General features: G+C 70.5%; 23 protein-coding genes, 1 tRNA gene, 2 pseudogenes and 1 riboswitch. Of the genes and pseudogenes, 5 read left to right on the top strand and 21 right to left on the bottom strand.

All coding sequences use genetic code 11. The annotated features are described in order from the left end of the window. Nucleotides 1-188: 188 nt before the first annotated feature. Both POF73_RS09525 and POF73_RS09520 read right to left on the bottom strand, forming a co-directional pair. The gene (locus POF73_RS09525) at nucleotides 189-1,490 is read right to left on the bottom strand and encodes a salicylate synthase (RefSeq protein ID WP_272114106.1); all 1,302 of its coding nucleotides are present in this window, start codon (nucleotides 1,488-1,490) and stop codon (nucleotides 189-191) included. Beyond that, nucleotides 1,487-2,299, bottom strand: coding sequence for a methyltransferase (locus tag POF73_RS09520; protein ID WP_272114105.1), 813 nt, complete (start codon nucleotides 2,297-2,299; stop codon nucleotides 1,487-1,489). Before POF73_RS09520 ends, POF73_RS09525 begins: the two co-directional genes overlap by 4 nt. A gap of 244 nt (nucleotides 2,300-2,543) precedes the next feature. Here POF73_RS09520 and POF73_RS09515 point away from each other — a divergent pair. Continuing rightward, nucleotides 2,544-2,660 (top strand): annotated as a pseudogene (locus tag POF73_RS09515) (ABC transporter ATP-binding protein); the annotation flags it as partial. Between the two features lie 205 nt (nucleotides 2,661-2,865). After that, nucleotides 2,866-4,515 (top strand): purine-cytosine permease family protein, encoded by a 1,650-nt coding sequence (locus POF73_RS09510; RefSeq protein WP_272114104.1) that lies wholly within the window; start codon nucleotides 2,866-2,868, stop codon nucleotides 4,513-4,515. Between the two features lie 67 nt (nucleotides 4,516-4,582). Here POF73_RS09510 and POF73_RS09505 read toward each other — a convergent pair. From POF73_RS09505 to POF73_RS09445, 13 genes and pseudogenes are all read right to left on the bottom strand, one after another. Then, nucleotides 4,583-4,656: transfer RNA gene (locus POF73_RS09505), tRNA-Pro, on the bottom strand. 99 nt (nucleotides 4,657-4,755) lie between these two features. Continuing rightward, nucleotides 4,756-5,115, bottom strand: coding sequence for an MmcQ/YjbR family DNA-binding protein (locus tag POF73_RS09500; protein WP_272114103.1), 360 nt, complete (start codon nucleotides 5,113-5,115; stop codon nucleotides 4,756-4,758). A 47-nt stretch (nucleotides 5,116-5,162) separates the two neighbouring features. Then, nucleotides 5,163-5,702: a GNAT family N-acetyltransferase gene (locus POF73_RS09495; protein WP_272114102.1), complete on the bottom strand. Its 540-nt coding sequence runs from the start codon at nucleotides 5,700-5,702 to the stop codon at nucleotides 5,163-5,165. Beyond that, nucleotides 5,699-6,289, bottom strand: a complete 591-nt coding sequence (locus POF73_RS09490) for a helix-turn-helix domain-containing protein (protein WP_272114101.1) — start codon at nucleotides 6,287-6,289, stop codon at nucleotides 5,699-5,701. Before POF73_RS09490 ends, POF73_RS09495 begins: the two co-directional genes overlap by 4 nt. A 46-nt stretch (nucleotides 6,290-6,335) precedes the next feature. Continuing rightward, nucleotides 6,336-7,238: a LysR family transcriptional regulator gene (locus tag POF73_RS09485; protein WP_272114100.1), complete on the bottom strand. Its 903-nt coding sequence runs from the start codon at nucleotides 7,236-7,238 to the stop codon at nucleotides 6,336-6,338. Between the two features lie 37 nt (nucleotides 7,239-7,275). Beyond that, a complete protein-coding gene (locus POF73_RS09480; RefSeq protein WP_272114099.1) occupies nucleotides 7,276-8,469 on the bottom strand; it encodes a glycine C-acetyltransferase in 1,194 nt (397 codons plus the stop codon). A gap of 71 nt (nucleotides 8,470-8,540) precedes the next feature. Then, nucleotides 8,541-9,569 carry an L-threonine 3-dehydrogenase gene (gene tdh / locus POF73_RS09475; RefSeq protein WP_272114098.1) on the bottom strand — a complete coding sequence of 343 codons (1,029 nt, stop codon included), beginning with the start codon at nucleotides 9,567-9,569 and terminating at the stop codon, nucleotides 8,541-8,543. Between the two features lie 498 nt (nucleotides 9,570-10,067). Next, nucleotides 10,068-10,643: a GAF domain-containing protein gene (locus POF73_RS09470; protein ID WP_272114097.1), complete on the bottom strand. Its 576-nt coding sequence runs from the start codon at nucleotides 10,641-10,643 to the stop codon at nucleotides 10,068-10,070. A 61-nt stretch (nucleotides 10,644-10,704) separates the two neighbouring features. Beyond that, the gene (locus tag POF73_RS09465) at nucleotides 10,705-11,304 is read right to left on the bottom strand and encodes a GTP-binding protein (protein ID WP_272114096.1); all 600 of its coding nucleotides are present in this window, start codon (nucleotides 11,302-11,304) and stop codon (nucleotides 10,705-10,707) included. After that, a complete protein-coding gene (locus POF73_RS09460; RefSeq protein ID WP_093911774.1) occupies nucleotides 11,282-11,653 on the bottom strand; it encodes a DUF742 domain-containing protein in 372 nt (123 codons plus the stop codon). Before POF73_RS09460 ends, POF73_RS09465 begins: the two co-directional genes overlap by 23 nt. Nucleotides 11,654-11,655: 2 nt before the next feature. Further along, on the bottom strand, nucleotides 11,656-12,090 hold the full coding sequence (locus POF73_RS09455) for a roadblock/LC7 domain-containing protein (RefSeq protein ID WP_003996239.1): 435 nt from the start codon (nucleotides 12,088-12,090) through the stop codon (nucleotides 11,656-11,658). Between the two features lie 1,133 nt (nucleotides 12,091-13,223). After that, a pseudogene (locus POF73_RS09450) lies at nucleotides 13,224-14,885 on the bottom strand (ATP-binding protein); the annotation flags it as partial. Between the two features lie 518 nt (nucleotides 14,886-15,403). Then, nucleotides 15,404-16,579, bottom strand: coding sequence for an MBL fold metallo-hydrolase (locus tag POF73_RS09445; RefSeq protein WP_272114095.1), 1,176 nt, complete (start codon nucleotides 16,577-16,579; stop codon nucleotides 15,404-15,406). Nucleotides 16,580-16,776: 197 nt separating this feature from the next. On the opposite strand from POF73_RS09445, the gene POF73_RS09440 reads away from it, so the two are divergent. Then, entirely contained in the window at nucleotides 16,777-17,955 is a 1,179-nt protein-coding gene (locus tag POF73_RS09440; protein ID WP_272114094.1) for a Glu/Leu/Phe/Val dehydrogenase dimerization domain-containing protein, read from the top strand. Between the two features lie 72 nt (nucleotides 17,956-18,027). After that, nucleotides 18,028-18,648 carry a TetR/AcrR family transcriptional regulator gene (locus POF73_RS09435; protein ID WP_272114093.1) on the top strand — a complete coding sequence of 207 codons (621 nt, stop codon included), beginning with the start codon at nucleotides 18,028-18,030 and terminating at the stop codon, nucleotides 18,646-18,648. Nucleotides 18,649-18,747: 99 nt separating this feature from the next. Here POF73_RS09435 and POF73_RS09430 read toward each other — a convergent pair whose 3' ends face one another. The 4 genes from POF73_RS09430 to POF73_RS09415 form a co-directional block, all read right to left on the bottom strand. Beyond that, nucleotides 18,748-19,533 carry an SGNH/GDSL hydrolase family protein gene (locus POF73_RS09430; RefSeq protein ID WP_272114218.1) on the bottom strand — a complete coding sequence of 262 codons (786 nt, stop codon included), beginning with the start codon at nucleotides 19,531-19,533 and terminating at the stop codon, nucleotides 18,748-18,750. A 143-nt stretch (nucleotides 19,534-19,676) separates the two neighbouring features. Continuing rightward, a complete protein-coding gene (locus tag POF73_RS09425) occupies nucleotides 19,677-20,390 on the bottom strand; it encodes a DUF6250 domain-containing protein (RefSeq protein ID WP_272114092.1) in 714 nt (237 codons plus the stop codon). Nucleotides 20,391-20,615: 225 nt separating this feature from the next. Next, nucleotides 20,616-21,542, bottom strand: coding sequence for a peptidoglycan DD-metalloendopeptidase family protein (locus tag POF73_RS09420; protein WP_272114091.1), 927 nt, complete (start codon nucleotides 21,540-21,542; stop codon nucleotides 20,616-20,618). Between the two features lie 4 nt (nucleotides 21,543-21,546). Continuing rightward, a riboswitch (cyclic di-AMP (ydaO/yuaA leader) is annotated at nucleotides 21,547-21,705 on the bottom strand. Between the two features lie 307 nt (nucleotides 21,706-22,012). Beyond that, a complete protein-coding gene (locus tag POF73_RS09415; RefSeq protein ID WP_272114090.1) occupies nucleotides 22,013-24,100 on the bottom strand; it encodes an alpha-galactosidase in 2,088 nt (695 codons plus the stop codon). A 180-nt stretch (nucleotides 24,101-24,280) separates the two neighbouring features. Between POF73_RS09415 and POF73_RS09410 the strand changes: the two genes are divergently transcribed. Further along, the gene (locus POF73_RS09410; RefSeq protein ID WP_272114089.1) at nucleotides 24,281-25,078 is read left to right on the top strand and encodes a tyrosine-protein phosphatase; all 798 of its coding nucleotides are present in this window, start codon (nucleotides 24,281-24,283) and stop codon (nucleotides 25,076-25,078) included. Between the two features lie 30 nt (nucleotides 25,079-25,108). Here the strand turns inward: POF73_RS09410 and POF73_RS09405 are convergent, their stop codons facing one another. Beyond that, nucleotides 25,109-25,228: a DUF6126 family protein gene (locus POF73_RS09405; RefSeq protein WP_272114088.1), complete on the bottom strand. Its 120-nt coding sequence runs from the start codon at nucleotides 25,226-25,228 to the stop codon at nucleotides 25,109-25,111. Further along, nucleotides 25,225-25,848, bottom strand: coding sequence for a helix-turn-helix domain-containing protein (locus POF73_RS09400; protein WP_272114087.1), 624 nt, complete (start codon nucleotides 25,846-25,848; stop codon nucleotides 25,225-25,227). Before POF73_RS09400 ends, POF73_RS09405 begins: the two co-directional genes overlap by 4 nt. Between the last annotated feature and the right edge of the window lie 17 nt (nucleotides 25,849-25,865).

Here is a 25,865-nt window from a genome sequence, read left to right as displayed (position 1 = left end):
CGTTCCTGTTCCTGGCCGTCTGGTCCTGCCGCATTCCTGTTCCTGACCAGCTCGTCTTCTCACTTTCCTGTTCCTGACCGTCTGGTCCTGCCGCATTCCTGTTCCTGACCGGCGGCCGGATCGCGTGATCGCCGGGCGCCGTTGCGCGGCGGCCGCCCTCGCGCTCCCGACGGCGGCGCGGGCGCGCGTCACGGCCGTCGCGCGTCCTGCGCGGGGACGAGGTGGTGGGCGACGCTGCGCAGCTTCTCGCAGGTCTCCTCGTGTTCGCGCTCGGGCCGGGAGTGCCGTACGAGACCGGCGCCGGCTTGGAGCCAGCAGCGGCCGTCCTGCTGGAAGACGCTGCGCAGGACGAGCGCCGCGTCGAGGGCGCCGTGCGCGTCGCAGGTCAGGACCGCGCCCGCGTACAGGCCGCGGGGTCCGCCCTCGAAGCCGCGGATGAGGGGGTAGGCGTGGGCTTTGGGGATGCCGGTCGCCGTGACCGCGGGGAAGAGGGCGGCGAACGCCTGCCAGGGACCGCGGCCCGGCCGCAGCCGTCCGTTGACCCTGGAGGCCAGATGCTGCACGGTGCCCCGGTCCAGCACCGCCATGTACTCGCTGACCACGGTGTCGTCGCAGACCCGGGTCATCTCCTCCATGGCCAGCTTGACCGAGATGGCGTGCTCATGGATCTCCTTGGGGTCGCGGAGCAGGTCGGTCCGCAGCCGGGCGTCCGCGGTGGCGGTACCGGTACGGGCCCGGGTTCCGGCCAGGGGCCGGGTGGTGACCCGTCCGTCGGCGGTGACCTCGGCGACGGTCTCGGGGCTGAACCCGGCGGCCTGGACCCCGCCGAGATCGAGCAGGAAGGAGCGCGCCGGGGTGTTGGCCCGGCGCCCTGCGACATAGGTGGCGACCAGGTCCACCGCCACCGGCACCGGCACGCGCCGGGACAGGATCACCTTCTCCAGCGGGCCGGCGCCGCCCAGTTCCACCACGGCCGCGGCAACCGCCGCCCGGTAGTTGCCCGTGTCCTCCAGCGAGAAGGCGATCCGGTCCACGGGCGGCACGATGGTGCCTGTCGCGCGGACGAGCCGCTCCAGTTGTTCGAGGCGCTGTGCCGTGGTGGAGCGCAGCAGCACGCTCTCGCCGTCGGTGCGGACCTCGTCGGCCGGCACGATCAGATGCAGCAGAGGATCGGTGTCACCGGCGTCACCGGTGTCGACGCCCGCCAGCGCGGCCCCCAGCTCGAACGAGGCCCAGCCGTACGCCCGCCAGTCGGGCACCGTGACAGCCGCGAGGGCTTCCTCGACCCGGCCGAGGTCACATGCCGCCGGGCCGTCCAGCCGTACGGAGGCCAGGGCGCCGCCGGCCAGGGACCACTCGGTGCCGCTCTCGTACACCACGTAGGGACGGAACAGGTCGCTGCGAGCGAGCCGGGCCATCAGCAGCAGCGGCTCCTCGGTGGACGGCAGCCGCGTTTCCAGGTAGCGATCGCAGTGGACGGACCGGGTCATCGGGTGGCCTCCGTCGTCTCGGCGGGGCGCCGGCCCCGCACGCTGACCAGCGGATAGGAGTTGACGACGAAGGCGGGATCCGCCAACGCGGCGCGGAACCGGGCCAGTTCCCGGTCGGCGATCCCCGCCGCGGCCAAGCCGTCCTCGACCTGGTCGGCGTTGTGCCGGTGCAGTGCGATGCCGGCGCCGCCGCCCGGCCACGCCTCGGCGTACACGGTCGCGTCGAGGTCGGTCAGCCCGGCCGCCCGCATCGCGCCGAACACGCGGCGCCCCCACAGCGGATCGGCGCCCGCTTGCTCCAGCAGCCCCAGCAGGGTCGCGTGCACGCGCTCGAAGACCCGCGCCGTCTCCCCGTCGGGCGCGGCCAGGACGGGTGTCCAGCCGCAGTCGAACTCCTCCAGGACCAGCCATCCGCCCGGCCGCAGCGCCGACACCAGCCGCCGCAGCACGCTGAGCCGCTCGGGCAGGTGCAGCAGTACCAGCCGTGCGTGTACGAGGTCGTAGCCGCTGCCGGGCAGCGGGGCACGGACGATGTCGTGCCGCAGCAGGCGCACTTGGGGCGGGCGGGTCCGCGACGCCGCCCAGCGCGGCTCCAGATCGGTGACCGTGACCTCACCGTTCGGCCCGACCCGCGCGCCGAGCCAGTCCCCGAGCGAGCCGCTGCCGCCGCCGACCTCCAGACACCTCCATCCCGAAGCGACTCCGGTGAGCGCCAACTGACGTGTGGAGAAGGGGTCGTAGCACTCCTCCAGGACGGAGAAGCGGCCCGCCGTCTCGGCGGCGAGGTTGCTGAAGAGGTAGTGGGACACGTTCACCCCTCGCGAAGGAGGCATACAGCCATGAAACGGCGCCGGCACGACCGCGGAGAAGGTACAACGCAGGGCGGGACGAAGCTCGGACATGAGCCTGGTGGGACTCCGACGTTCCGCTTGCGAGACGTGTGCACGACATGCCCACAAGGAGCCCCCTGATCAGGTGACGGGACGGAACTCGGAACGCGAACAGAAGTCCGGCACCCCGACGGACGTTGCAACAGCGGCCACGACGACCGGGCGCATCGCCGAACTGGCCGCGACCATCGGCCGGACCCCCGACCTGCCGCCCAGACGCCCGCACGAACTCGGCGACGGACAGCTCCAACGCGCCTGCCTCGCCCGCATCGTCAGGTGGACAGGACTTGCCGCACGGGGCAGTTGAGGCGCCCATGGTGAGTTCTGCGTAACGAGCCGTTCACGACGGACGAGGCCCCCGGGAAACAAGCGCTTCCTACCGTGTCCCGCCATGGACTCGGAGTTGTATACGCAGCCCGGCGCGACTGCCCACCGATCGCTTCTGACGCCCAGCATCACCACCGCACCCCCACAGGAGGCGTGACATGAGCACCACCGAGTCACGCCTGACGGCGACGGACACGTCGAGCGACGGCACGGACCAGGCGGCCAAGGAAACCCTGGAGGACTACACCCTCCGCTTCGCGCCGCGCAGTTACCGCCGCTGGACCCCCATGGTCGTGGCCACCACGGCACTCGGCGGCATCGCCTACATGGCCGACTTCTCCATCGGCGCCGGCATCGGCCTGGCCCACGGCACCGGCAACGCGCTCGTGGCGATCGCGGTCGCCGCCGTCGTCATCTTCGTCACCGGTTTCCCCCTCGCCTACTACGGCGCCCGCTACAACATCGACCTGGACCTGATCACCCGCGGCTCCGGCTTCGGCTACTACGGCTCGGTCCTCACCAGCGTCATCTTCGCCAGCTTCACCTTCATCTTCTTCGCCCTCGAAGGCTCGATCATGGCCCAGGGCCTCAAGATCGGCCTCGGTCTGCCCCTGTGGCTGGGCTACCTGGTCTCCACGCTGATGGTGATCCCGCTGGTGATCTACGGCATGAAGGCGCTGAGCAAGCTCCAGGTGTGGACGACGCCGATCTGGCTGATCCTGATGGTCGCCCCGCTGGTCTACCTCATCGCCACCGACCCGGGCACCGTCGACCGTTTCCTCTCCTACGCCGGCACCGACGGCGAGGGCGGCGTCAACACCGCCTCCGTGCTGCTCGGCGCGGGCGTCTGTCTGTCCCTGATAGCCCAGATCGGTGAGCAGATCGACTATCTGCGCTTCATGCCGCCCAAGACCGAGGCGAACAAGCGCAGCTGGTGGACCGCGGTCGTCATGGCGGGTCCCGGCTGGGTCGTGCTCGGCGCGCTCAAGCAGGCCATCGGCGTCTTCCTCGCCGTCTACATCCTCGCCAAGGTCGGCCCGACGGCCGCGCCCGAGCCGATCCAGCAGTTCCGCGGCGCCTTCGACGCGATGATGCCGTCCTGGATGGTGATCCCGCTGGCCGTGGCCCTGGTGGTCATCAGCCAGATCAAGATCAACGTGACCAATGCCTACTCGGGCTCTCTCGCCTGGACCAACTCCTTCACCCGGGTCACCCGGCGCTACCCGGGCCGCATGGTCTTCGTCCTGGTCAACCTCGGCTTCGCTCTGGCGCTGATGGAAGCCGACATGTTCAGCTTCCTCAACAGCATCCTGGGCTTCTACTCGAACTGCGCCATCGCCTGGGTCGTCACCGTCGCCACGGACATCGGCATCAACAAGTACCTGCTGAAACTGTCCCCGCTCCAGCCCGAGTTCCGCCGGGGCATGCTCTACGCGGTCAACCCCGTGGGCGTCGTGGCCTTCGTCGCCGCCTCCGGCCTCTCCATCGCCATGTACTTCCACGCCCTCGGCGACACCCTCCAGCCGTACTCCCCCGTCGCCGCGGCCGTCATCGCCTTCGTGCTCACCCCGCTGATGGCGATGGTCACCAAAGGCAAGTACTACCTTCGCCGCACCGACGACGGCATCGACGAGCCCCTGCTGGACGCCGACGGCAACCCGAGCGCGACGACGCACGACTGCCACGTCTGCCACCAGCCCTACGAGCGCCCCGACCTGGCCGCCTGCCAGACCCACGACGCCGTCGTCTGCTCGCTGTGCCTGAGCACCGACAAGATCGGCGACCACGTGCTGCCGGCGACCGCCTGACCGAGAACGACCGAAGGGCCGTTTCAGATTCTCTCTGAAACGGCCCTTGACCTGCGACTTCGTAAAGTCGGGACGACAGGATTTGAACCTGCGACCCCTTGACCCCCAGTCAAGTGCGCTACCAAGCTGCGCCACGTCCCGATGCCCGTCTGACCTGGGGTTTCCCCCGGCCGAACGTGCAGGGAAACAATACCGCACTCGGGTCGGTGGTCGCGCACTCCTTTACGCGCCGCGGGTGGGTCACTCCCCGGTCGGCAGACCCAACTCGGGATAGGCGTCCAGCAGGCGGGGCGGGGCCGCCTGGCGCCAGGAGTCGGCGAGGATGTCGCGCAGTTCGGCCTCGTCCTCCAGGGCGGTGAGCCGGACCCGCACCCAGGCGAACTGCGCCTCGTGGTCGGCGATCCAGAACTTCTCCGGCTCGGCCAGGACCAGTTCGTCGCGCTCCTCCTTGGGGCAGCGCACCGCGATGGAGGTCTCCTCCTCGGGCAGCGTGGCGAACATCTTGCCCGCGACCCGGAACGTGGGCATGCTCCAGGCGATCTTCTCCGTCGTGTCGGGCAGAGAGAGGGCGATACGGCGTACGTCTTCGGCATCCTGCATGCAACGCACCGTAGCGGCTGCCACTGACAAGCACCTGGTGAGAGCCGTTACACCCATGTCCGCACAGGAGTTGGCCCGACGTACTTGTAGTAGATCGTCGTCGGCCGCAGCACTCCGGCCGGGCTCGCCGCGAAGTCGGGGATCATCCCGGCCCGCGTCCAGCCGGCCGAACCGTACAGCCGCTCGGCGAGGCTGTCGGTCTCGGTGTCCAGGTGCAGGAGGGTGACTCCCGCGCCGATCGCCGCCTCCTCCGCGGTCGTGAGCAGTCTGCGGCCGAGGCCCAGGCCCCGCGCCTCCCGGTGCACCATCAGCTTGACCAGTTCGGCCCGGTGGCGGCTGTTCGGCTTGTCGGGGAAGGCCAGGCTGACCGTGCCGAGCGCCCGCTTCCCGTCATGGGCCGCCCACACCATCAGTCGCCCGGCGGCGACACCGGCGGCGCGCTCCGCCCACCAGGCGGTGGCCGCCGCATGATCGAGGGACGCGAGGAATCCGACGGAGGCGCCGCCCTCCACGGTGTCCACCAGGAGGTCCGCCAACTCCCCTGCCTGAGCCAGCAGTTGGGCCTCGTCCAGACGCGTCACGATCACGGCAGCACCACCGTCAGCACATAGCGCACCGGCCCGGGCCCCGCACACCGGAACCGTGTCGGCCCCCACACCCGCATCCGCAGACAGTCCCCGGCACCGAGATGGTGCTCGACCTCCTGCACCGTCACGTCAAGCTCTCCTTCCAGCACCCAGATGTGCTGCTCCAGGCCCGCTACGGGCGGCCGGTCGTAGGCGATGTCGGCGCCTGCCGTGAGCCGCCCCTCGACGATCTCTCCGCGGAGCCCGGCATGCGGCGGCGACACGGACCGTCGTACGAAACCGGCAGAACGGTCCTCCCACACCGGCTGCTCGGCCGACCGCACCAGCAGCGCAGGCTCGGACTCGACCTCGCTGAGCAGCTGGGACATGGTCCGGCCGTAGACGTGGCACAGGCGGTTCAGCAGTGAGGCGGTGGGGCTGATCTCCGCGCGCTCGGCGCGGGACAGGGTCGAACGGCTCACACCGCTGCGGTCCGCCAGCTCGCCGAGGGACCAGCCGCGTTCGGCCCGCAGCTCGGCCAGACGGATGCCGAGACGGGAGTCGACCGGGTCCGGTACCGCCGGATCACCCGAGCTCCTCTGTTTCATATCCGGGACGCTATCCCATATATGAAACGGAAATGTTACGGGCGGCTCACTCCCCCGCAGCCTCCCCGAGTGCCGTCAGCACCGGCTTGATCAGCGGATGCTCCTCGGCGCCCCTGCGGACGGCCGCGAAGACCCGGCGTGTGGGCGCCACCCCGTCCACGGGCCGCACGACGACCCCCGTGAGATCCATGCCGCGCAGCGCCGAGCGCGGCACGAGGGCGACCCCGGTGTCGGCCGAGGCGAGGGCGACGACCGCGCGGAAGTCGTCCGAGGAGTGTTCGAGGCGAGGCTGGAAGCCGGCGTTCTCGCAGGCCAGGACGACCACCTCGTGGCAGGGGTTGCCGGGGTACGGGCCGATCCACGGATCCTTGGCCAGGTCGGCGAGGGGGATCTCGGCGGCGCCGGCCAGCCGGTGGGCGACCGGGACGACCGCGTCGAACGGCTCGGCGTACAGCGGTACGTGGGTCAGGCGAGGGTCGTCGGCGGGCGGCGCCCCGCGGTACTCGACGGCGACTGCCACATCCACCTGCCGGTCCAGCACCATCGGCAGGCTCGCATCGCCCTCCGCATCCTGGACCCGGATGCGGATGCCCGGCGCCGACAGGGCGAGGCGGGCCACCGCCGGGGCGACGACCTGGGCGATGCCGGTCGCGAAGGAGGCGACCGTGACCGTGCCGGCCGCGCCGGAACTGTATGCCGCGAGCTCGGCCTCCGCCCGCTCCAGCTGGGCCAGGACCGCGTTGGTGTGGCCGAGCAGGATCTCGCCGGCCGGGGTCAGCCGTACGCCCTTGGCGCTGCGCTCGACCAGCCGGTGCCCGGTCTCCTGCTCCAGCGCGGCGAGCTGCTGGGAGACCGCCGACGGGGTCAGATAGAGCGCGGCGGCAGCCGCCGTCACCGTGCGATGGTCGGCCACCGCACGGAGGATGTGGAGCCGCCGCGCTTCGATCATGAGATCGATTGTCTCAAATGCCCCCGTGTGGTCGGGGTCAGCCCTCCAGCTCCGCCCGCGCCGCCACGAAGGCGTCCACGGCACGGTTGACGTCGTCCGTGGAGTGCGCGGCGGACAGCTGGACGCGGATCCGGGCCTGCCCCTGCGGCACCACCGGGTACGAGAAGCCGATCACGTACACGCCTCGCTCCAGCAGCAGCTCCGACAACCGGCCGGCCTTCGCCGCGTCGCCGATCATCACGGGCGCGATGGCGTGCTCGCCGGGGAGGATCTCGAAGCCCTCCTCGGTCATCCGACGACGGAACAGCGCCGTGTTCTCGGCCAGCCGCACCCGCAGGTCGTCGGCCGACTCCAGCAGGTCGATGACCTTGAGGGAGGCCGCCGCGATCACCGGGGCCAGGGTGTTCGAGAAGAGATACGGCCGCGAGCGCTGGCGCAGCAGGGCGACGATCTCGGCGCGGGCCGCCACATATCCGCCGGAGGCACCGCCGAGGGCCTTCCCGAGGGTGCCGGTGATGATGTCGACGCGGTCCATGACGCCGTGCAGCTCCGGGGTGCCCCGGCCGCCGGGACCGACGAAGCCGACGGCGTGCGAATCGTCGACCATGACCATGGCGTCGTAGCGGTCGGCGAGGTCGCAGATCTCACGCAGCGGGGCCACATAGCCGTCCATGGAGAAGACGCCGTCGGTGACGATCAGCTTGCGCCGCGCGCTGGCGGCCTCCTTCAACTGCCGTTCCAGGTCGGCCATGTCGCGGTTGGCGTAGCGGAGGCGGCGGGCCTTGGACAGGCGGATGCCGTCGATGATCGACGCGTGGTTGAGGGCGTCGGAGATCACCGCGTCCTCCGGGCCGAGCAGGGTCTCGAAGACACCGCCGTTGGCGTCGAAGCAGGAGGAGTAGAGGATCGTGTCCTCCTGGCCGAGGAACGCCGACAGGCGGGCCTCCAGCTCCTTGTGCACCTCCTGCGTGCCGCAGATGAAGCGGACGGACGCCATGCCGTAGCCCCAGCGGTCCAGGGCCTCGTGGGCGGCGGCGACGACCTCCGGGTGGTCGGCGAGGCCGAGGTAGTTGTTCGCGCAGAAGTTGAGGACCTCGCCGGGGCGGCCGCCCGCGCTGACGTTGACGGTCGCGGACTGCGGGGTGTCGATCACGCGCTCGGGCTTGTGCAGGCCGGCGGCGCGGATCTCGTCGAGGGTGGTGCGCAGGTCGTCGCGCACGGAGTCGAACATCTCAAAGCTCCCAGGGATGCAGAGGACTTACGCGGTGAGTCGCACGATGGGTGACGCGACGCTACGCGGTGTTACGCGGTCCAGTCGAGGATGACCTTGCCGCCGCGGCCGCTCGCCGCGTCGGCGAACGCCGCCTCGAAGTCGCGGTACCCGTACCGGCCGGTGATCACGGGCGCGAGGTCGAGGCCGCCTTCCAGCAGCACGGACATGGCGTACCAGGTCTCGAACATCTCGCGGCCGTAGATGCCCTTGACGGTGATCATCGAGGTGACGATCCGGGCCCAGTCGACGGGGAACTCCTGGGCGGGCAGGCCGAGCATGGCGATACGGCCGCCGTGCGTCATGTTGGCGATCATGTCGCGCATGGCCTCGGGGCGGCCGGACATCTCCAGGCCGATGTCGAAGCCCTCGCGCAGGCCCAGTTCGCGCTGTCCGTCGGCGATGCTCGCCCGCGACACGTTCAGTGCGAGGCTCACGCCCACCTTGCGGGCCAGGTCCAGCCGCTCTTCGCTCACATCGGTGATCACGACGTTGCGGGCCCCCGCGTGCCGGGCCACGGCCGCAGCCATCAGGCCGATCGGACCGGCGCCGGTGATCAGGACGTCCTCGCCGACCAGCGGGAACGACAGTGCGGTGTGCACGGCGTTGCCGAACGGGTCGAAGATCGCGGCGACGTCCAGGTCGACGGGCACACGGTGCACCCACACATTGCCGGCGGGCAGGGCGACGTACTCGGCGAAGGCCCCGTCGCGTCCGACGCCGAGGCCGACGGTGGCACGGCACAGATGACGCCGTCCGGCCAGACAGTTGCGGCACTTGCCGCACACCAGATGGCCCTCGCCGCTGACCCGGTCGCCGGGGTTGATGTCGGTGACGTCCCGGCCGGTCTCCACGACCTCGCCGACGAACTCGTGGCCGACCACGAGCGGGGTACGGATCGCCTGCTGCGCCCAGCCGTCCCAGGACCGGATGTGCAGATCGGTGCCGCAGATGCCGGTGCGCAGCACCTTGATCAGTACGTCGCCGGGTCCGACGGCCGGTTCCGGGACGTCCGCGAGCCAGAGCCCGGGCTCCGCCTTCTCCTTGACCAGCGCCTTCAACGCTACGGCTCCTGAGGGTGAGTCCCGGCCGCGGGCATGCCTGAGCGGCCCGGGGTCGGGGAGAGGGGTGGAATCGCACTGCAATCTGCCGTACGGCGGCGCCCCGGTCCATCGAGGTTTTCTTAAGCGGCGCCACAGCTTTCCTTCACGCCCTCCGCACGCGCCCCGTCACTCCCGCCGGTCACCCTCGAAATACGCGATCAGCTCCGGCTCCAGAGATGCCGCTTCCCCTACGGCACCTCCCGCGCGCAGGTCCTCGCAGGCGAGGTCGGCGTGGGGGTGCGGTGTCTCGGAAGCCGTGGCCGGGGCGGTTCGCGGTGTGGGCGAGGGAGCCGCGCAGACCGAAGCCGAGGACGCCGAGACGCGGGTCGGTGATCAGGCCCCTTTTCCCGGGAGGTCCGGGAGAGTCCGAGGGCCGCGCCCCTCCTGCGGCTGCTCTCCCTTCTGCGCCCCGCAACGATCCCCGCCAACTCACCTGTCATGTATGGAACTTGATGCTCACAGCGGCAGCCCGTCCATCGCCCGCCGCTCCAGCCGCACCACCAGTTCCGCCGCCGACGCCTTGATGGTCTCCAGCCCGGCCCTCCCCCACGGCCGGGGCTCCACATCGACGACGGACACGGTGCCCAGCGCCATCCCCGTGGAGTCGATGAGCGGGGCGCCCAGATAGGAGCGGATACCGAACTCGTCGACGATCGGGTTCCCCGCGAACCGCGGATAGTCGCGCACGTCCTCCAGCACCAGCGCCTTGTGTCGGACGACCACATGGGGGCAGAACCCATGGTCGCGCTCCATATGTCGGCCCAGCTCCGGCTTGGTTTCGTCGGTCCGCTCCAGCGTCACGGCGCGCCGCACATGCAGGCCGGCGAAGAACTGCCGGTTCTCACCGATGAAGTTGACCATCGCGTACGGCGATCCGGTGAGCCCGGCCAGATGGTCCGCGAAGACGTCCAGGGCCGGGTCGGGGTTCTCCCCCAGACCCAGACTGAGCAGTCGCCGTGCGCGGGCGGGGGCCTCCTTGTCCTCGGGGGTGAGCAGCAGACGAGCGACCGGGCGGGGTGGGCCGTAGCTCATGGGCGGATTCCGTCACTGTGGGCGTGGATCATATGCGGCTCCGTCCTGGGGTGTGCGGGTGTCACATGTGGGCGCCGTGGCTGGGCGCGGGTGCCGGGGTGTGGGCGATCAGATGCCGTACGAGGGTGAGCAGGGTCTGTACACCGGAGCTGGAGATCCGGGCGTCGCAGCGGACGATGGGGATCTCCGGGTCCAGGTCGATGGCGGCACGGACCTCCTCGGGGTCGTACCGGTAGGCGCCGTCGAACTCGTTGATCGCGACGATGAAGCCGAGGCCGCGCTGCTCGAAGAAGTCGACGGCGGCGAAGCAGTCCTCCAGCCGCCGGGTGTCGGCGAGGATGACCGCGCCGAGCGCACCCTCGGAGAGCTCGTCCCACATGAACCAGAACCGTTCCTGTCCGGGCGTGCCGAACAGGTACAGGACATGTTCCGGATCGAGCGTGATGCGGCCGAAGTCCATGGCCACTGTCGTCTCGATCTTGTTCTCGACTCCTTCGAGGCTGTCGGTCGCTGCGCTGACCGTGGTGAGCAGTTCCTCCGTACTGAGCGGCGCGATCTCGCTCACCGCGCCGACGAAGGTCGTCTTGCCGACCCCGAACCCTCCCGCCACCAAGATCTTCAGTGCGGTGGGGAAGGGGTCAGAGCTGTCGTCGTAGTCCATCGAGCACTGCCTCCAGAAGAGCCCGGTCAGTCGGGTTGTGGTGGAACTCGGGGGGCTTGGTGGTGAGCGCCCCGCCGTCGACGAGGTCCGACAGCAGCACCTTGGTGACCGCCGCCGGCAGCTTCAGGTGGGCGGCGACCTCGGCGACCGAGACGGGGGCGCGGCACAGGTCGAGTGCCTGCTCGTGCTCGGGGCCGAGGTAGCCGAGGGGGGTCGCCCCGGTGGCCATCACCTGCGACATCAGGTCGAGCGCGATGGTGGGCCTGGTACGGCCGTTGCTGACCGTGAAAGGGCGCACCAGCCGTCCGGCCGCGTCATCGAGCCAGGGCCCGTCGCCGGCCGCCGTCACGTTCAAGGCCTCATCGCCGAGGGTTCGACGGAGTGCTGACGGGGAGCGGTTACCAGGTACGGGCGGACGCTCTTGACCAGCATCGCCATCTCGTAGCCGAGCACGGCCGCGTCGGCCTCGCGGCCGGCCAGCACGGCGAGACAGGTGCCGGACCCTGCCGTGGTCACGAACAGGAGTGTCGAGTCGAGCTCGACGACGACCTGCCGCACGTCCCCGCCGTCGCCGAAGCGGACTCCGGCGCTGCGGCCGAGGGAGTACAGGCCGGAGGCCAGGGCGGCCATGTGGTCGGCGCTGTCCGGGTCGAGGCCGTGAACCGACTTCACGAGCCCGTCGCAGGAGAGGAGTACCGCACTGGTCGTGTGCGGTACGCGCTGCACGAGGCCGCTCATCAGCCAGTCGAGATCGGAGACATGAGCGGTCGGCGCTTCGCTCGCCATGATGGATCGACTCCTTGAGGTACGAATGTCTGCGGGAGCGCTGGAGACGGGGGTGGCGTTCCAGGCGGACTTCGAGCTGGTCAGGGGCGTGGTCATCCGGCTGGTGCGCTCCCGTCGTGCCGGGTGGTGTGGTCGGTGCCGTACCCGGACCCACCGTCCCGCCCACCGCGCACATCACGGGACGGGGACGCGGGCCCGGGGTGCGTCTCGGTCATGTGGGCCCGGTCCATGGACGGAACGTCCATGGACTGCCGGGTGGTCATGGGGGTCACGTCTGTGTGGAGTGCATCCGTGTGGAGCGCATCCAGGGAGGTCGGGTGCAGACGTGGGGGGTGCGGGCGCCCTGTGTCGAAGTTCGTCGGCTCCAGCCGGATCGACGCCGGGCGCATGGACTCCAGGAGGGTGGGCTCGGGGGGTGTGGGGGCCGCCGAGCGGGTCGGGTCCGGGGTGGGTGACGTGGTGTCGGAGGTCGGGTGGAGTGAGTGGGGGTAAAGGGGCGTGGTCGGGTGCGTGGTGCTGGTCGGGGTGGCGGGGGTGTGGGCCGAGTCCAGGTGGCCCAAGTCCGTGTGGCTCATGTCCATGTGCCCGGCGTCCATGTGGCCCAAGTCCTGGCGGCTCCACCCCAAATGGGCGGACGTTGTGTGGCCCGAGGACATGTGGCCTGACGCCATATGTCCCGACACCGCCTGTGTCGCCCGGCCCGATGTGGTGTGCGGGGCGTCCATGTGGCCTGCACCCATGTGCCTCGCATCCATGTGCCCGCCCCCAGAGGGGTCGCCGCCCATGTGCTCGCCATCCATGGATCCGGAATCCATGTGCCGGGAATCCACGTGTCCGGCGTCCATGCGTCCGGCGTCCAGGTGGCCGACGTCGAAACGCCCGCCCCCCACATGGCCGGTATCCAGGTGCGTCGCATCCATGTGCGCCGCCTCCGCATGCGCCGCCTCCGCATGCGCCGCCTCCATGTGCTGCTGCGTCTCGGCGAGCCCAATACCCCGCTGGAAGGCAGCCATCAGCCCCGGGTCATGTCCAGCGATGACTTCGGATTCCTGACGCGGTGCGGGACCGTCACGGAGTTGGGGCGCGATGTGTTCCTGGGCGCGGCGTCGCGGCAGTTGAGGCTTGCCCATGGTGCCGCGTACGGAACTGGTACGCGGAGTGGGCGGTGCGACGGTGTTCTCCGCGACGATCCGACGCTCGCCGGGTTTGATGCCGGGCACGGCCTCCGCCGGATTGGCCCGCTCCTCGCTGGTACCACGCACGGGCAGCGGTGCCGGTCCGTCGCCGTTCGCCCGCGGGGCCGTACCCCTCACGCCGGTCGGCGGCTGCTGCTGCCGACGCGATGTCCCGGGCGACTCCTCGGCCGGACCGCGCTGCCCGCCCGCCGATGCGGCCGACGGGGGCTGCCGGTGCTGCTGCGGCGGAACCGTCGTCTGCTGCGGACGTGCCTGCGACGGGGAGTGCGACGGCACGGATGCCCCCGCCGCCCCATGCATCGGCGTCTGCGCCTGTGTTTGCGTCTGTCCCTGTGCCTGTCCCTGTGCTCCCTGCGATCCCGATGTCCGCCCCGCTCCTCCGCGATCCCCCGGCTCCGTGCCCAACAAGCCCTGCGGCACGACGAGTACGGCCTGGACACCGCCGTAGATGTTGGTCTGGAGGCGCACATGGATGCCGTGCCGCTTGGCGAGCTGGGACACGACGAACAGCCCGATGCGCCCGTCCGCCAGCAGGCTGGCGACGTTGACCTGGTCGGGGTCGGCGAGCAGGGCGTTCATACGGTTCTGCTCGGCGACGGGCATGCCGAGGCCGCGGTCCTCGACCTCGACGGCGAGCCCCGAGGTCACGAGGTTGGCGCGAAGGAGCACTTGGGTGTGCGGGGCGGAGAACACCGTGGCGTTCTCGACGAGTTCGGCCAGCAGGTGGATGACGTCGGCGACGGCGTGCCCGCGCAGGGTGCCGTCGATCGGGGGGACGAGCTTGACCCGCGAGTACTGCTCGACCTCCGCGATCGCCGAGCGCAGCACCTCGGTCATGGAGACCGGGTTGCTCCACTGCCGGCGGGAGACGGCGCCGCCGAGCACGGCGAGGTTCTCGGCGTGGCGTCGGATGCGGGTGGCGAGGTGGTCCACATGGAAGAGGCCCTTGAGCAGGTCGGGGTCCTCGATCTCGTTCTCCAGCTCGTCGAGGATCGAGATCTCGCGGTGCACGAGTGACTGGAGGCGTCGGGCGAGGTTGACGAAGACTTCCAGCTTCTGTTCGCTGCCCGCCTGGCTGGAGAGCTGGGAGGCCTGGACCACGGCGGTGACGGCACCGTCGTGGGCACGGGCGAGATCGGCGGCGAGGAGTTCGAAGTCGTCGGCACCCTCGGGCGCACCGCTGCGCGACTTGCGCTTCGGCGGGCCGTCGCCGCGCCGCAGCGTCTCGACGAGGGCCCGCAGATCGGCCTCGCCGCGTGCGCTGCTGCGGCGTAGTGCGCCGATGCGGTCGCTCACGGACCTGGCGGTGCGGTTGGCGGCCACCGCGGCGATCGTGATGCCGGCCAGGGTCACCGAGACCGCACCGGTGAGCACGGCCCACAGGGTGAGGCTCGGCCGTGCTCCGGTGGTGCGCACGACGAACAGGACGGCCGCGCAGGCGCTGAGAGCCACCGCGATGGGCGGCAGTACGGCCAGACGCAGCAGTTGGGGCCGTATATGGGTCTCGGGCAGCGCGGGCGCGGTGCGGGTGGCCGGGCGCCCGTGCCGCCCGCCCTCACGGCGGTCTGCGCGTGCGGCCGGGGCGCGGAGTTGAGACATCGGAGTCCTCGTACTGGTCCGTCGGTCGGGGCCTTGGGGCGTGCGCGCGGTCTGCGCGACCCGGGGCATGCGCCATCGCGATGTCGGTCGACAGAACCGACGAAATTCGGCTCCGTGTCGCCCGACGGACACTCACAGTAGTCGCCTCCGCATCATGTGCGGTGGGCAGTTGACAAAGTCCCGCAGGCAGGGTCCCGCTCTGGTATGAGCTCTCGTACGACAGACCGATAACCGGCCCTGCCGTTCGCCCGCATGGAGCGCTCGAACGATCAGACCTGGTCAGAAGTGGTCACGAAGAAAAGTCGGGGGTGGGGCACGTCATGTGCCCCACCCCTCGTGGACTTCCCGTTTCCGCGCTCGCCGAGGCCCCGGCCGGGACGGTTCGGCGCCGCGCACTCCCGGTTCCGCGCCCCCGGCACATCACGGGCCGTATCGGCGCACGCAGCACAGCATGCGCCCTGCCGCGCTCCCACACGCCCGGCGCGAACCGACCAACAGGGGCGCGCAGTGGATCCCTGCTACACAGCCGCCGCGCTCTCCGGCCCCGAGGGGACCGGCGGCCACGCCGGCCACCCCTCGGCGGGCGCCTCGGCCACGTCACGCCACCACGGCGTCACCTGGGTCAGGGAGGCCGGCTCGAAGGGCTCGCCGCAGCGGGGGGCGGCCAGCGTCACCCCGGCCTTGTGCGTGGCCCGCATCATCCACTCCCCGGGCTCCGCCCACGGATGCGGCGCCAGATTGAAGGTGGCCCAGTGGATCGGCAGCAGGGCGCCCACGGTCGGATCGCCGCCCTGCAGATCCAGATGGGCCCGGACGCCCTCGTCCGGCGTCATGTGGATGTCGGGCCAGAAGTCCGAGTAGGCGCCGACCTGGATCATCGTGGCGTCGAACGGCCCGTGATCGGCGCCGATGTCCTTGAAGCCCTCGAAGTAGCCGGTGTCACCACTGTGGTAGATCCGGTGCTCGTCCGACGCGACGACCCAGGACGCCCAGAGGGTGTGCTGGGTGTTGCGCAGGCCGCGGCCGCAGAAGTGGCGGGCCGGAGTGGCGGTCAGGGTGAGTCCGCCGACCTTCGTCGCCTCGTGCCAGTCCAGCTCGCGCAGCCGGTCGGCGGAGACACCCCAGTGTTCGAGATGGGCGCCGACACCGAGCGGTACGGCGAAGATCGTGTCCGTGCCGGCCAGCGCCTTGATCGTGGGCATGTCGAGGTGGTCGTAGTGGTCGTGCGAGATGACGACGACGTCGACCGGGCCGAGCGCGGCGAGCGGCAGCGGCACGGGGTGCAGCCGCTTGGGCCCGGCGAAGGGGAACGGGGAGCAGCGGTCGCCCCACACGGGGTCGAACAGCACCCGGTGGCCGTCGATCTCCGCAAGGATGCTGGAGTGCCCCATCCAGGTCAGGCGCAGTCCGCCGGCGGGCGGCTTGGCCAGGTCGGCGTAGGTGGTGGGATGCACCGGCACGGTGCCCTTGGGGGCACGGCGGGGCCGGGTGTCCTTGTCGAAGAAGACCTTGGCGAACTCCAGCATCGACCCGGACGGACGGGTCCGGGCGGTGCCCCCGGGGTTCTGGAAGATGCCGTCCTTGAAGTGCGGCGATCTGCGGATGCGCGCCATGCGCTCACCGCTCGGATCCACGCCGAAGGCCTCGGGCCGCAGGGCGCTCAGCCCGGAGCTCGGGAAACGGAAACCGGCCACGGTACCTCCAGGTGGAGTCGGTGAGGTCTTCCATTATGGTCGGCCCCTCCGACAACCCCGGGCGGCCCCTTGTGGATCGCCACTCGGCTGAACATTCATTCAGCACGTTGACATGTCCCCGCCCTCCCTCTGATACTGACCCATCGTTCAGTAACCGCGCGCGGCACGCGGCCCCCACACCCCCGTCGGAGACCCCCATGACCACCCCGTTCCTGTCGCTCACCTGGAGCGATCACGTCACCGGCCGCCAGGGCTTCCTGGTCGTGGACCGGCTGGTACGCGGCGTGTCGAGCGGTGGGCTGCGGATGCGGCCGGGCTGCACGCTGGAGGAGGTCGCCGGACTCGCCCGCGGCATGAGCATGAAGGAAGCGCTGCACTACGAGCCCGAGGCCCGCTACGTCCCCCTGGGCGGCGCCAAGGGCGGCATCGACTGCGATCCCCGGGACCCGGAGGCGTACGGGCTCCTGGTGCGCTACCTGCGGACCATGCGGCCGTACATCGAGAACTTCTGGACCACGGGCGAGGACCTCGGTCTCACCCAGGACGTGGTGGAACGCGCGGCCGCCGAGGCGGGGCTCGTCTCGTCCGTCCAGGCCGTGTATCCGCTGCTCGACGACGAGGCCGACGCCCGGCGGCGGCTCGCGGACGCGTTCGCCGTCGAGGTCGACGGGATCGGGCTGGACGAACTGGTCGGCGGCTGCGGGGTCGCCGAGTCGGTGCTCACGGCCCTGGACCGGGCCGGTGTGCCGTACTGGAGGACCCGGGTCGCCGTGCAGGGACTCGGGACCATGGGCGGCGCCACGGCGCGCTTCCTCACGCGCGCGGGGCTCACGGTCGTGGCCGTCGCCGACATCAAGGGCACGATCGCCAACCCGGCCGGCCTCGACGTCGAGAGCCTACTGGCGGCACGGGACGCGTACGGCACCGTCGACCGTGCCGCACTGCGCCCCGGCGACCGTGAGCTGCCGGGCGACGCCTGGCTGGCGGCCGAGGCGGAGGTGCTGGTGCCGGCGGCCGTGTCGTACACCATCGACGCCGCGAACCAGGAGCGGATCACCGCCCGTTGGATCGCCGAGGCGGCCAACATGCCCGTACGGCCAGAGGCCGAGGAACTGCTGGCCGCGCGGGGCGTCACGGTGCTGCCGGACGTCGTGGTCAACTCGGCCACGAACGCCTGGTGGTGGTGGACGCTGTTCGGCGACATCGGCGCGGACGCGGATCAGGCCTTCGCCCACACCCGGCGCTCGATGCGTGCCCTGATGGACCTCGCGCTGGCCCGCGCCGAGGCCGACGGGACGACGCCCCGGGCCGCCGCGCACGCCATCGCGGCTGACCGGCTACCGGTGATCGCCGAGCGGTTCGGATGGCACAGGTGACGGCGGGCCGTCCCTGGGCTGTGCCCGCCCGCAGCTCGGGAAGGGCCCGAGCCGAGGCCTTAGGGTGACGGAGTGGCAAGAGTGCGGTTGAGCGTGGCGGAGCGGCGTGAGGAGTTGCTGCGGGCCGCGGTGGAGCAGATAGAGGCACGGGGCGTGGCGGCGGTCAGGATCGCCGACGTGGCCTCGGTGCTCGGGGTGAGCAACGCGCTGGTGCTGTATCACTTCGCCACGAAAGAGAAGCTGGTCGCGGCCGCGTTCACCCATGCGGCCGAGGGCGACCTGGCCCGTCTGCGCAGGCTTCTCGGCCGCCGTACGACGGCGCTGCGACGACTGCGGGCAGCCGTGCGCTGGTATGCGCCGACCGGTCAGGCCAAGGGCTGGCGGCTCTGGATCGAGGGCTGGGCGGCGGCGCTGCGCGAGCCCGCGTTGCAGGAGGTCACACGGGACCTGGACCGGCAGTGGAAGGCCGCCATCGCCGAGGTCATCGCGGAGGGCGTGGCCGCTGAGGAGTTCAGCTGTCCCGACCCTGCCGGTACGGCGCTGCGCCTCACGGCGCTCCTCGACGGACTCGCCGTACAGCTGACGTCGTATCCGGGCGCGGTGTCACGCGCGCGTGCCCAGGAGTGGGTGGACGAGGCGCTCGCCCGGGAACTGGGGCTGGAGCGCGAGGCGTTGACCGCGTCGACGCGGTGAGGTCGGCCATCGCCGGGCGGATGGGGCGGCACGCGTACGACAGCCATGTGGGCCGCGCCCCCTCGAACAGGGCACGGCCCACATGGCCGGGTGGCCGTCTCAGGCCACCGATTCGATCCGCATCTTGATGTCGTCCGGCGACAGCGCGCCCTTGGCCGTCACATGGTCCCCTGACGACTCGCCACGCAGGCGCCGCCCGATCCACGGCACCAGGTACTCGCGCGCCCAGTGGACGTCGTCCCGGCGGATCTCCAGAGTGCCGCGGGGCGGGAGCTGGGGCCAGGGCTGGTCCGGGTCGGCCGGGACCTCCAGACCGAGGACCTGTCCCGCACGCAGCGCCACACGCGTGTGCCCCTCGGGAGACAGGTGGAGCCGGTCGTCGTCCCAGGCCCGGCGGTCCTGGACGGTCTTCAGGGACCACAGGTCGAGCACCGGGCAGCCGTACCGGTCGGCGATGGCCCGCACATGTCCGTTGTAGGTGGCGATCTTGCCGCGCAGATGCTTCAGCACGGGCACGCCACGTGTGTCGAAGCCGGTCGTCACCATGACGGTGCCGACGGCTGAGGTGAGCCGGGCGATCGCCCGCTCGAAACGCTCGGCCACCTCGTCGGGGTCGGTGCCGGGCCGGATGATGTCGTTGCCGCCCGCGCAGAAGGAGACCAGGTCGGGGGCCAGTTCCGCGGCTTTCGGGAGCTGGTCCTCGACGACCTGGTCGAGAAGTTTGCCGCGCACGGCGAGGTTGGTGTAGTCGAAGTCGCCCTCGGGCCGCCGGTCCGCGAGAAGTACCGCGAACCGGTCGGCCCAGCCGACGAACGCCCCGTCGGGGCCGGGGTCGCCGACGCCCTCGGTGAAGCTGTCCCCCACCGCGACGTACGACCCGATCACTGCTCTGCTGTCACTCTTCGAATCGCCTGCCACACCGGCATGATTCACCTTCGAATGTGACTTACGCGACCGTAAGGAAGGGTTGACGGGCGGTGAGATAAGCCACTCCCAAAGACTTGGCCAAACCTGGAATAAGCCTCTGATCAGGGCTGTTGTGGACTCAACCGCCACACTTGGAAGCCGCTGATCCTGAAGTGACTCCAAGTCGTCCGGAAGGCGAAGTGCCCACCGGTGTAAGGCTCCTGGTCGGTGTAGTCGAAGACGAGCCGCCCGTTGTTCCACCACTGGACGGTGGAGCCGTCGGAGACGACAAGGACCCGGTTGGGCCGGTTGGGCACCAACAGCGGCTCGGTGTAGTCGTAGACCAGCGGACGGACCCCGGCCTCCCCGACGTAGCGGCGCAGGCGTGTCGTGGTGTTGTAGTTGGCGCCGTAACCGGCGTAGTACGTCTTGAGGTAGTCGTAATCGGCGAGCGCGCCGCCCCGTTGGGTGGCGAAGAGGTCGTCGGGGGACCGGACGTCGACGGCGTTCCAGAAGTTGTTGAGGTCGGAGACACGGTCGTTGGGACCGCCCTCGGAGATCGCGGTGGCCGTGTACCGGAGGACGTACGGCCCTTCGAGCCGCTTCTTGAACCACACCGTTGCACCGCTGGGTACGTCGATCTCCAGCACTCCGTGCGACGCGGTGACGGTGCCGCCGTCCTGGAGTTCGGTCACCCCCTGGCCGAGGCCGTGACGGAAGCCGTCGTGGGCGACGACCCGGCGGTGGGGCGCCGCGCCTGCCGGGCCCGCGGGTACGAGTGTCCCCAGTGCGGCGCCGGCGGCCAGGATTCCGAACGCTCTGCGTGTGGTCGTCACGGCTTGGGCTCCTTCACGGGACACGGGCGGGGGGCGAGGCGAGCAGTGGGGCTGAGGCTGAGGGCTGAGGGCTGAAGGCCGGGGAAAGCGCTTGCGCCAATCCGACGGAGATCACCCTCTCCCGCCGCTCCCGCGCTGTCGACACCCCCGGACACACCGAAGGCCGGACCCGGGGATCGGGGTCCGGCCTTCGGAGGCGTGTCAGGCGAGGCGGTCGGCGGGGGGTCAGCCGATGGCGACGCCCTTGGAGCGGAGGTAGGCGACCGGGTCCACGTCCGAGCCGTAGTCCGGCGTGGTGCGGATCTCGAAGTGCAGGTGCGGGCCGGTCACGTTGCCGGTCGCGCCGGAGAGGCCGATCTCCTGGCCCGCCGTCACGGTCTGGCCGGCCGAGACGGAGAGCGAGGACAGGTGGCCGTACTGGGCGTAGTAGCCGTCGGCGAGCTGGATGACGACCTGGTTGCCGTACGCTCCGCCCCAGCCCGCGGAGACGACGGTGCCCGCGCCGACCGCCTTCAGCGGGGTGCCCGTCGAGGCGAAGAAGTCGACGCCGGTGTGGTAACCGCTGGACCACATACTGCCCGCCACCTTGTACGCGGTGGCGACGGAAGCGGCGTCCACGGGGGCGGAGAAGCCGTTGACCGCACTCGCGTTGTCAGCGGCCGTGGTCGTCTTCTTCGGCGTGGAGGACTTCGCGGACGAGCCCTTCGAGGACGACTTGGACGGCGAAGAGGAGGACGGGGACGACGACTTGGGGGCGTTCTCCCCGGCCTTCTTGCCGCCGATCGAGAGCTTCAGGCCCGGGTGGATCAGCGACGGGTCGCTGCCGACGGCCTCGCGGTTGTCGGCGTAGATCTTCTTCCAGCCGCCGTCGACGCTCTGCTCGTCGGCGATCTTCGCGAGGTAATCGCCGACCTTCACCGAATAGGTGCGCACAGCCGTCTTCTTCTCGGTGGCTTTCTTCGCAACCGTCTTCTTCTCGACGCCCGGAAGGGACTGAACGGCCTTTTCCGAAACGGACTGCGAGGGAGCGGCGTGGGCGCCGGTGGCCCCGATGAGCGGGAGGGCGAGAGCGGCGCCACCGGTTCCGGCGACGGCGATGGAGCGGGTGAAGCGCGGGGGCTTCGGGCGGCGGTGCTTACCCTTCGCGGGCATGGCGAATTCCTCTCCGGCGCCTACGAGGTGAGCTGTCGGGTGCGGGCTGGAGATGCCCGGTCGCGTGGGGACGCGACTTGACCCCAAGCCTGTTCCGGAGACCGGAACAGGCGGTTGTACCTGTGGGTCCCCCGCTCCTGCCGTGGTCGGGTGAGTGTGCGCGGGTTCCGGTCGGCGGCAGGATTAGGCGTCCGTCCGGATTGATTGGGAACGTAAGCGAGGAAGACGCACGGGAACAAGTGAGAGGTTCCGTCCGAATGCGCTCCTGTTGATCCCTTGTGGGAATTCTCGGTCACCCTGCGTGAATTATGAGTGCGTGGCCCGACTCAAAGCCCCTTGAAAAGCACGTGAATTACGTGAACATGACGGGCGACACACGGTCACGAATATGACGCTCCTCACGTGACACCGCCCCAGCTACCTTTACCGCAGAGCGAGTTGGAATTAAGGCGCCAATTCGGACAGAAGCCCTAGATGCGGCGCAGTCGGATAACTACCGCATCGAGGTCGCCCTGCAATCCGGTAAATAGTCCGTGATGCTGCAATACGGCACCTCGATGAACTTCGCCCGTTTCGCGGCATTCATACGATGCTGTCGGGTCCAGTCCGCGCAGCCGCAGCGCCGGCGCGGCCTCGCCGTAGCTCTGCGCCTGGAGCCAGGCGAGGACGACGGTCTCGTCGCCGAGCACGTACTGCACGGCACTCAGCCCGCCCCCCGGGGGCCGCAGCCGGTAGAGGTCTCCGCGCTGCACGACGGGCCGGATCTCCTTGTAGAGCCCCACCCACTCCCCCGCCTCGGCGAGCTCCTCCTCGCTCCACTGCGCGAGATCGCCGCCGACGCCGAGCACCCCGGCCATGGCGCTCACGAACCGGAAGCGCAGCGAGCTGACCCGGCCGTTGAGCTGGTTGTTCGGGCTGTCGGTGACCCAGGCGGCCATGACCCGCGCCGGATGGATCTGACTGAAGCCGTGCTGGATGGCGAGCCGGTCGAGCGGGTCGGTGTTGTCGGAGGTCCACACCTGGTCCGTGCGGCTCAGCACGCCCAGGTCGATCCGTCCGCCACCGCCCGAGCAGGACTCGAAGGCGACGCCGGGGTGGGCGGCCCGCAGCCGGTCCAACAGTGCGTAGAAGGCGTGCACATGGTCGACCCAGAGGCGTTGCGGGTACGGCTCGCCCGGCCAGCCCGCGTCGGTGAAGCAGCGATTGAAGTCCCACTTCACATAGTCGATCGGGGCGCTGGACAGGAGCCCGTCGAGCCGGCCCCAGAGGTACTCCTGGACGTCTTCACGGGCCAGGTTCAGTACGAGCTGATTGCGGAATTCCGTCCGCTTTCGTCCGGTCTGGTACTGGACCCACTCCGGGTGGGCGCGGTACAGCTCGCTGTCCGGATTGACCATTTCCGGCTCGACCCAGATACCGAACTGCATGCCGAGGGCGTGCACGTAGTCGGCGAGCGGCTTGAGGCCGGACGGGAACCGGTCGGGGTTGGGCGTCCAGTCGCCGAGCCCGGCGCGGTCGCTGGTGCGCGCCCCGAACCAGCCGTCGTCGACGACGAACAGCTCGACGCCGATCGCAGCGGCCCGCCTGGCGAGGGTGCCCTGCTGTTCCTCGGAGATGTCGAACTCGGTCGCCTCCCAGGAGTTGAAGAGCACGGGCCGGTCCTGATCGGCGTCGGGGATCACGTACGCGCGCTGGTAGGCGTGCCAGGCACGGCTCGCACCCCCGAAGCCCCGGTCGCTCCACAGCCCGGCGAAGACCGGCGTCACGAACGACTCCCCCGCCGCCAGCCGCAGCAGCCCCGATTCGTCGTACCCGACCCCGCCGGTGACCTGCACGCGCGCGTCGGGCAGCTGGGCCACCGCGATCCGCCAGGACCCCGACCAGGCGAGGGCACAGCCGTACACCTCGCCGCGCTCCTCGGTGGCGTCGGTGTCCAGCGCGACCCAGGGCAGCAGCGGGTGCCCGGTGTGGCCTCGACGGCTGCCGATGACCTTCTCACCGTAGGTGAGGGGCGCCCGCACGAGCCGGGACTCCGCGGCCCAGCGCCCGTGCAGCTGCGACAGCCGCCAGTCCTCGCGGTCGGGCAGGGTCCAGGTGGCGGAGTCGGCGCGCAGCAGCTCCAGGCCGGGCCCCTGGTTGTCCAGGGTCACCCAGCGCTCCACGACGTCGCCGCGCATCCGGTAGTGCAGCGTGATGCCCAGTCCGCCGTCCCGGAACCGCAGCCGCAGCTCCTCACCGCCGGAGCCCTCGGCGCCCTCGGTCTCGTACGCGTCGAAGGCCCACTCGGTGCCGCGCCGCTCGTCGGTGCGCACGGACAGGGCCGGGCGCACGAAGCGGGGGCCGCCCTCGACCGGGTACTCCTCGTGTCCGTCGAGAGTGGACTCGAAGGGCCAGTAGTCAGGGAGGGGGCGCGCGGCCAGCTCCTCGGCGTCGGCGAGCGCGATGCGCGGACCCCAGTGGAGGTGCAGCAGCTCGTCGTCCTCCGTGAGATGGAGGGCGTAACTGCTGGTCGGCCCGGAAAGAACCCAGGTGCGTCCACGGTCGGAGATCTCCAGCATCAAGCCCTCACACATTCGAACAGGTCCGATCAAGCAGCAACATCATCAAGGTGCCGGAGCCTCCGGTGCAACGCCTGTGGACAACTCATTGCCTCAGGAATCCATGTCGTATGGTCGAGACCGCACCCCGTCGGCACCACCGCCGAGCCGCGTCGGCGGGGCCGACCGGGAGGAGCCCCAGTGACGCAGCAGATCCCGTCGACCGAGCCCGAGCTGGCCGGAGTCCGCAACTTCCGCGATGTGGGCGGCCTGCCGACAGTGGACGGACGGCGGGTGCGCTACGGAGTGCTGTTCCGCAGCGGCCACCTCGCGCACGCCACCGAGGAGGACGCCGCCTTCCTCGGCTCCCTGGGCCTGCACACGGTCTTCGACTTCCGCAACGCGGCCGACCAGAAGCTGGAGGGGCCGGACGTCGAGTTGCCGGGCGTGCGCAATGTGAACCTGCCGCTGAGCGACCCGGCGGACGGCGCGGAGTTCTGGAAGATGGTCCGCGACGGCGACCTCGACCAGCTGCGGGACATCCTCGCCGACGGCAAGGCCGCGAACCGGATGATCACCTCGTACCGCACGATGATCAAGGAGCGCACCGCCGAGCACTCCCAGGTGCTGCATTCGCTGGTGGAGGACAGCGTCCCCGCCCTCATGCACTGCGCGGCCGGCAAGGACCGCGCCGGCCTGTCCATCGCCGTGACACTGCTCGCCCTCGGCGTAGAGCGCGAGGCGATCCTCGCCGACTACCTGGAGTCCAACGCCAAGCACCGCCGCTACAAGGTCAAGCGCAGCGGCAGCGGTGCGTCGGTCTACTCCCCCGAGGTCATGGAGCTGCTGAGCCCGCTCTTCGACGCGCGTGCGGAGTATCTGACGGCGGCCTTCGAGACGATCGAGGAGACGTGGGGCGGCATCGACGCCTACCTGGAGCAGGGCCTGCGGATCGCCCCGGAGTCCCGGGAGCGACTGCGGGAGCGCCTGCTCGACTGACGCCGGGGCACCGGCGACCGCCCGGCGTGGCTACTTCGCGCCCGCCTCGAACAGGAAGTAGACGAAGGCCGCGAAGACGTGTCCCACCGCGATGTAGATGATGAGCCGCACCCACAGGGCGCGCGGGAACCTGTCCTCGAAGTTGCTCATGGTGTCTCTCCAGGGGTGGGGCCCAGGCACAGCGTGGCCGTGGGGCTCTGCAACAGGGTGTGGACGAAGAGGAGCTCCACACCGCCCTCGTCCTGGGCGGCGATGCGGTGCGGGGTGAGCGAGTCGAAGTGCGCGCTGTCGCCGGGCGCGAGCCGGTGCGTGGTGTCGCCGAGGCGCAGCCGCATCCGCCCCTTGAGGACGTGGAGCCACTCCTCGCCGGGATGCACCCGCACGATGTCGCCCTGCGAGCCGTACGGCACATGGACGCGCAGGGCCTGCATCCCGCGGCCGGGCGAGCCCGCCTGCCAGTACGTCCAGCCGCCCGCGGCGGTCGGTTCCATGTCGGCGGCGCGCACGACGGCGTCCCGGTCGGCGACCGTCTCGCCGAGCAGTTCGGAGACCGTCGTACCGTAGATCCGCGCGAGCGCGAGCAGCATCGGCAGCGAGGGCTGGCGCTGCCCGGTCTCCAGCCGGGAGAGGTGGGCGGGCGACAGCCCGGCGGCGCGGGCCGCGGCCTCCAGGGTGCGGGCCGCGCGACGCCGTAGCGCACGGAGCTGGGGCGCGACCACGGGCAGGGCGCCCTCGTGTTCCGCCGAGGGCTCCGTCTCGGAAGAGCTCATGCCTCCATTCAGCCGGA

It is taken from the genome of Streptomyces sp. HD, from assembly GCF_028369295.1.
Lineage (GTDB): Bacteria > Actinomycetota > Actinomycetes > Streptomycetales > Streptomycetaceae > Streptomyces.
The sequence above is the reverse complement of the archived record's forward strand: the minus strand, read 5'-3'. Positions and strand labels throughout refer to the sequence as shown.